The organism is Sphingomonas sp., from assembly GCF_051962185.1.
Lineage (GTDB): Bacteria > Pseudomonadota > Alphaproteobacteria > Sphingomonadales > Sphingomonadaceae > Sphingomonas.
Window position 1 is genome coordinate 1 of record NZ_JBQCCN010000009.1, and the last position, 5,295, is coordinate 5,295.

Below are 5,295 nucleotides of genomic sequence, written 5' to 3' on the forward strand. Positions count from 1 at the left end.
ACCCCGCCCAAAAGCGCGGGGACTGGTGCGGGCGAAGGGACTCGAACCCCCACATCTTGCGATACTGGAACCTAAATCCAGCGCGTCTACCAGTTCCGCCACGCCCGCGAGAGGACCGCCGGTCGGCGGCGTCTATAGCAAGTGCGGCACCGGGAGCAACCCGCTTGGCAACCGCGCGGGCGACAAACGCGTTTAATCGGCGAAAGGAGCCGTCATGGCCACCAACCCGCCGCCCGAAACGCCCCCGCCCGGACAACCGCCCGAACCGAGCCAGCCCGCGCAGCCGACTCCCGCGCCGCCCGAGATCGCGCCGCCCGCGCCCGATATCGACGTCCCCTCGCCCGGCGAACAGCCGACCGGCCCCGCCAACCCGCAAGGATAAAGAGATGACCGACCGCGATCAGCAGCCCAGCGCCACCGACCACCGCGACGACGAGCGCAGCGACCTTCAGCAGGAAGCCGAGGCGCGCAAGGACGCGGTCGAGCGCGGCGAAGGCGGGGCGGAGCCCGATACGCTGACCGCGCCCGGTCTGTTCTCCGGCAATGCCGGGACCGGTGGCGAGACCAAGAACCAGGACGACGACGCTCAGTAACGACACGCCTTTTTCGAAAGGCGGCGTCGCCGCAAATTTCCCATGACTTGACGGCGTTGCTTGGCTAGCGTCGCGGCCAAGGGGGAATCATGCGGGGTCGCACGTATTTGTGCGCGGTTGCGGTCGGCTTTGCCGCCTCCGCAGCGGCGCTTGCGCAGAATTCAGCGACGAGCGGTGCGGACGGCGCGCCGCGCCCGCAAGCGACGGTCCAGACCACCGGATCGAACGCTCCCGCCACCTCGCCTTCGATCCTGCCCGCCGGCACGCCGCTGATCGTGGCGATGGACGACGGACTGTCGACGGAGAGCGCGAACCTTGGCGACCGCTTCCATGTCACCGTGGCCAGCGACGTCGTCGATCGCGGGACCGTGGTCATCCCCAAGGGGACCACAGGGTATGGCGAGGTAACCTTCGTCGGACGCAAGGGCGCGTTCGGCAGGCCCGGCATTCTGGCCATCACGCTCCGCGCGCTCGATCTCGATGGCAAGCAGGTCGCGCTCGACGGCCGCTATCGTGAAGAGGGAAAGAGCCACGACGGCGCGGCGACGATGCTGGCGACGGGCGTCCTGTCGGCTTTCATCACGGGCAAAACGACCGGCATTCCCAAAGGCCGGGCGCTCAAGGCGCATACCGGTGACGATATCAGCTACGTCCCGGCCGTCACGTCCCGTGGCGCGCCCGAGCCTGCATCGACCACCAGCGCTTCGGCGCCCGCATCGGTAACCACGCCGGCTCGCGGCACGGCCGGGCCGCCGCCGGCGGGCAACGACGAGCCGGCGCCGACCAAGACCAGTTGAACGACTCAAAAGGGGGACTAACGCATGAAGATTCAGACGACGCTCGCGACGGCTGCTTTGCTGCTCGGCATTTCCGTGGCGGCACAGGGAACCAAAGCACAGGATGCCCGAGCGGCAAGCCCCGCTGCCGCAACGCCGGCCACTGATCCGGCATGTGAACTGCATATTTTCCCGACGCTGGAGGGTCAGGCGATGACCACCGGCTGGCTGTCCGGTTTCGGCATCGTCGGGGCGGTCGCCGATGCGGCCAAGAATAAAAATCGCAACATCAGCGAAGCCGAATATCTGAAGGAAGCGCTGGGGCCCCGCCTTCAGGTTCAAGCGATGAAGTCGATCGACATGGTCGGCGCGCTCAAGCTTCCGCGGTCGAAGATCATTTACGAACAGCCGATTGCCGATCGCAACGTCACCACCAAGGCCAACAATCGCCTGAGTTCGTCGACGGCGACGTGCTACGCCGAACTGATCGTCACCCAGAATTTCTACACGAAAAAGGCGATCTACGGACGCTCGCTCAACAATCGTTTCATTTTCAAGGATTTCCGAGACGGCAAGGCCAAGGCCAATCTGGTCAAGGGGCGTGGCGGCAACGGCTTGTCACACTTCCCGCCCAAGACCACCGACGAGACTGAGGTCGCCGAACAGGAACTGCGCGACGTGTTCGCCAAAAACTTCCTCGAATTCGCGAAGAGCATGACTCCCGCCAAGTAAAACCGATCGTCGCGTCACGAGCCGCCGGCCACCCGCCGGCGGCCCGGCTTACATCAGTCGATAGCGGGGAGAGTGGCCCGTGCGGAATGGGATTTGGCTTTCCATGATGTTGGCGGCGGTCGCCGCGGCGTCAGCCGACGCGGCCGCCTCCGCTGCCGAAAAGACGCCCATCGTCACCCTCGCGCAAAGGGACCGCATGGTTGACGGCGGACGCGACGTGCGGATGTCGGTGGCGACGCGCGAGATCGAAACGACCATCGACCTCGGCCGCGTCGCGAGTGCGGCCAATGGTGGCGGCCTGATCGGTGTCATCATCATCGAGGCGACCGACGACCGGCGCGACACGATGCGGCGAACGCTGCGCGCGAAAGCCGACGCCACAGCGGCTTCAGTGCGACAGGCGCTGGCCGATGTCGATGTCGATGCGCTGGCCGCATCGGCGACCAGGGCCGCCATGGCCAAAACCGCCTGGCTCGAAGCGCGCGATGTCGACGCGATCGGCGGAGCTTCGGGGGCCGGCGGTTGCGACGGCGTCGCACCCGCCGGAGCCCCGCAATGCGTCTCGATCGTCTATCGCTATCAATTATCGCCTGATTTTTCGCAAATCCGCGTCATCGCCGACGTTACGATCGTGCGACGGCCGCAAGCCAGGGGCGCGAACGCAGCGTCCGACCCAACGCTATATCGCCAGCGGCTGGCGAGCATCGTTCGGCTGCGCAGCCCATCGTACGAGCCGCGCGAGAATGCAGACCGCTGGAGCGAGAACCACGGCAGCCGCGCGAGGGCGGCGCTGGCGGCAGCCTTCGGCCGGTTCGAACAGATGATCCCGTATGCGCTCGATCTGAGTTCCAAAGATATCGAGGGATTCGGCAAGAAGGATCGGGAAAAGATCTTTGCCGCGGGCTTCAACGGCACGCTGATCGCCCGGAATGCCTCGGATCCGGACGACGTCCTGTTGTGGTCGGACGGATTGATCCAGGTGCAGGCCGTGTCCTGAATGGCCGCGGCATCGCTGTAGATTATCGGCTGGCCGAAACGATCAGCCGTTGGGCACCCTCCTCGCGCTCAACACCTTGACCGCCGCCGCCGGCACCTGACCCTGGAACGCACCCCGCACCGTCGCGCCGGGGTCGATCGGTCCGTCGAGAATCTTGGTCACCACGTCCATGCCGTCGACGACATGGCCGAACGCGGCATAGCCGAGATTGGTATGGGTCGCGTCGTCGGGCTTGGTCGGGTCGGCATCGAGCGAGGGCTGGTCGCCGACGCTGATGGTGAAGTCGCCGCGCGCCGTGCCGGGCGCCAGCCGCGCAGTGGAGATCGTCCCGTTCAGGTGCTTGAGCCCGGTGATCGTGGTCGGCTCGTGCTTGATCGGCGGCAGCGTCCGCTTGGGATCGCCATTGGTGCCGAATTGCACGAAGCCGAATTTGTCGGCGACCTTGACGACGCGATAGAAAGTGATGCCGTCGAGCTTCTTCTGGTCGACGTAGCGCAGGAAATTGGCGGCGGTGATCGGCGCCTTCACCGTCTCGATCTCGAGCGTGAAGCTGCCAGCCGTGGTGTCGATCTTCACGCGCGGCAGGGGCTTCGCGGGTGTCGGCACGACCGTCGGAGCGGTAGCGGGCTGCGGCGCAGGCGCCGGGCTGGTTTGGGCAAGCGCGGGCGCCGCCAATAGGCCCAGCGTCATCGGGATCAGTCGGAGCATCGTGGAACTCCTCTCACTCCCCAGCCTATGGCGACACAAGCGCGACCGCAACGGATCAGCCAGGCGACCATCGGTAATGCGCGACGATCTGTTCGGGCTTGTCGGGGCGAGGCGCGATCTCGCCAAGCGTCATTCCTTGTCGCTCGTAGAATTCGCGGGCACGCGCATTCGCGGTGTTGGCCCACAGCGTGAATCCTTCGGGCATCAGCCGCTTCGCCTCGGGGAACAGCGCCTTGCCGATGCCCCTGCCCTTCCAATCGGGGTCGAGGAACAATTGATCGACCTTGCCGGGATAGGTCGCGAGCATGCCTATCACGACGCCTTCGGCGGTCGCGACCATCAACGTCCAGCCTTTCGCCAGATCCTTGTCGATCCGTGCCCGGATCGCGGCGGGCGTCGGATCGTCGCCATTGCTCAATCCGGTCGACAGCCATCCGTCGAGCCAGACCCGTGCCACCGCGTCATAATCGGCGGGCGTCGCGGGTCGGACCCGGATGTCGATCAGGACAGCGCCTTCTTGAGCAGCTCGTTGACTACCGCCGGATTGGCCTTGCCGCCCATCGCCTTCATCGTCTGGCCGACGAAGAAGCCGAACAAGGCTTCCTTGCCGCCGCGATACTGCTCGAGCTGGCCGGGATTCTTCGCCAGCACCTCGGCGATCACCGCCTCGATCGCGCCGGTGTCGCTGGTCTGCTTGAGACCGCGCTCCTCGACGATCTTGCCCGGCGCATCGCCGGTTTCGAGCATGGCCTCAAACACCTGCTTGGCGAGGGTGTTGGACAGCGTGCCGTCTGCGACCAGCGCCAGCAATTCGCCGGCCTGACCCGGCGTGACCGGCGATTCGGTGATGTCCTTGCCCAGCCGGTTGAGCGCACCGAACAGCTCGGACGACACCCAGTTCGCAGCCGCGACCGGCTTGGCGCCCTCGTCGAGCAAGGTGTCGAACCAGCGCGCGGTCTCGACTTCGGCGGTCAGCACATTGGCCTGGTACGGCGTGATCCCCAGCGCTTCGTACCGCGCGCGCTTGGCATCGGGCAGTTCGGGCAGGCTCGCCTTGCAATCCTCGAGGAACGCGTCGTCGAGTTCTAGCGGCAGCAGGTCGGGATCGGGGAAATAGCGGTAATCGTGCGCGTCTTCCTTCGACCGCATCGACCGCGTCGTGCCGGTGTCGGGATTGAACAGTCGTGTCTCCTGGACGATCTTGCCGCCGGCTTCGAGCACGTCGACCTGGCGCGACGCCTCATGCTCGATCGCCTGCATGACGAAGCGGATCGAATTGACGTTCTTGGTCTCGGTACGTGTGCCGAACGCCTCGCCGGGCTTGCGTACCGAGACGTTGACGTCGGCACGCATCGATCCCTGGTCCATATTGCCGTCGCACGAGCCGACATAGCGCAGGATCGAGCGCAGCTTGGTCAGATACGCCCCGGCCTCGGCCGGCGAGCGCATGTCGGGCTTGCTGACGATCTCCATCAGCGCGACGCCCGAG

General features: G+C 65.9%; 8 protein-coding genes and 1 tRNA gene. 5 read left to right on the top strand and 4 right to left on the bottom strand.

Annotation, left to right across the window (positions count from 1 at the left end):
• Positions 1-23 precede the first annotated feature (23 nt).
• A tRNA-Leu gene (locus tag ACTHJR_RS00725) sits at positions 24-108 on the bottom strand.
• 106 nt (positions 109-214) lie between these two features.
• Between ACTHJR_RS00725 and ACTHJR_RS00730 the strand changes: the two genes are divergently transcribed.
• From ACTHJR_RS00730 to ACTHJR_RS00750, 5 genes are all read left to right on the top strand, one after another.
• A complete protein-coding gene (locus ACTHJR_RS00730; RefSeq protein ID WP_440521115.1) occupies positions 215-382 on the top strand; it encodes a hypothetical protein in 168 nt (55 codons plus the stop codon).
• A gap of 4 nt (positions 383-386) precedes the next feature.
• On the top strand, positions 387-593 hold the full coding sequence (locus ACTHJR_RS00735; protein WP_440521116.1) for a hypothetical protein: 207 nt from the start codon (positions 387-389) through the stop codon (positions 591-593).
• An 89-nt stretch (positions 594-682) separates the two neighbouring features.
• Positions 683-1,390 carry a hypothetical protein gene (locus ACTHJR_RS00740; protein WP_440521117.1) on the top strand — a complete coding sequence of 236 codons (708 nt, stop codon included), beginning with the start codon at positions 683-685 and terminating at the stop codon, positions 1,388-1,390.
• A gap of 57 nt (positions 1,391-1,447) precedes the next feature.
• Positions 1,448-2,101 carry a hypothetical protein gene (locus tag ACTHJR_RS00745; protein ID WP_440521119.1) on the top strand — a complete coding sequence of 218 codons (654 nt, stop codon included), beginning with the start codon at positions 1,448-1,450 and terminating at the stop codon, positions 2,099-2,101.
• Between the two features lie 196 nt (positions 2,102-2,297).
• On the top strand, positions 2,298-3,098 hold the full coding sequence (locus ACTHJR_RS00750) for a hypothetical protein (protein ID WP_440521121.1): 801 nt from the start codon (positions 2,298-2,300) through the stop codon (positions 3,096-3,098).
• 42 nt (positions 3,099-3,140) lie between these two features.
• Here the strand turns inward: ACTHJR_RS00750 and ACTHJR_RS00755 are convergent, their stop codons facing one another.
• The 3 genes from ACTHJR_RS00755 to gatB form a co-directional block, all read right to left on the bottom strand.
• Positions 3,141-3,806, bottom strand: a complete 666-nt coding sequence (locus ACTHJR_RS00755) for a peptidylprolyl isomerase (RefSeq protein WP_440521123.1) — start codon at positions 3,804-3,806, stop codon at positions 3,141-3,143.
• A gap of 55 nt (positions 3,807-3,861) precedes the next feature.
• Complete coding sequence (locus tag ACTHJR_RS00760; protein WP_440521124.1) at positions 3,862-4,263, bottom strand: GNAT family N-acetyltransferase; 402 nt, start codon at positions 4,261-4,263, stop codon at positions 3,862-3,864.
• Between the two features lie 44 nt (positions 4,264-4,307).
• A partial coding sequence (gatB, locus tag ACTHJR_RS00765; RefSeq protein ID WP_440521125.1) for an Asp-tRNA(Asn)/Glu-tRNA(Gln) amidotransferase subunit GatB occupies positions 4,308-5,295 on the bottom strand: 988 nt, incomplete at its 5' end.